The organism is Streptomyces sp. NRRL B-1347, assembly GCF_000720325.1.
In the GTDB taxonomy this organism is placed as follows: Bacteria; Actinomycetota; Actinomycetes; order Streptomycetales; family Streptomycetaceae; genus Streptomyces.
Genome location: NZ_JOJM01000347.1, coordinates 1 through 215, shown reverse-complemented (window position 1 = coordinate 215; position 215 = coordinate 1). Strand labels below are relative to the sequence as shown.

Below are 215 nucleotides of genomic sequence, written 5' to 3'. Positions count from 1 at the left end.
TCGTCGCTGGCTGCTGCTGCGGTGGATGTGTGGGGTGTGGAGCCGGTCAACTTGTACGGTCCCACGGAGACGACCATTCAGGTCACCTTCGGCACCGGCGCGGGTGTGGAGGGTGGCACGGTCCCGATCGGCCGTCCGGTGTGGAACACGCGCCTGTACGTTCTGGACGCACATCTGCGCCTCGTCCCGCAGGGAGTCGTCGGCGAACTGTACGT

The 215-nt window shown here is 66.5% G+C and carries 1 protein-coding gene; it reads left to right on the top strand.

Annotated elements, in window-relative coordinates:
* Positions 1 to 6 precede the first annotated feature (6 nt).
* On the top strand, positions 7 to 215 hold a 209-nt coding region (locus tag IG74_RS50720; RefSeq protein ID WP_324607553.1), incomplete at its 3' end, for an AMP-binding protein.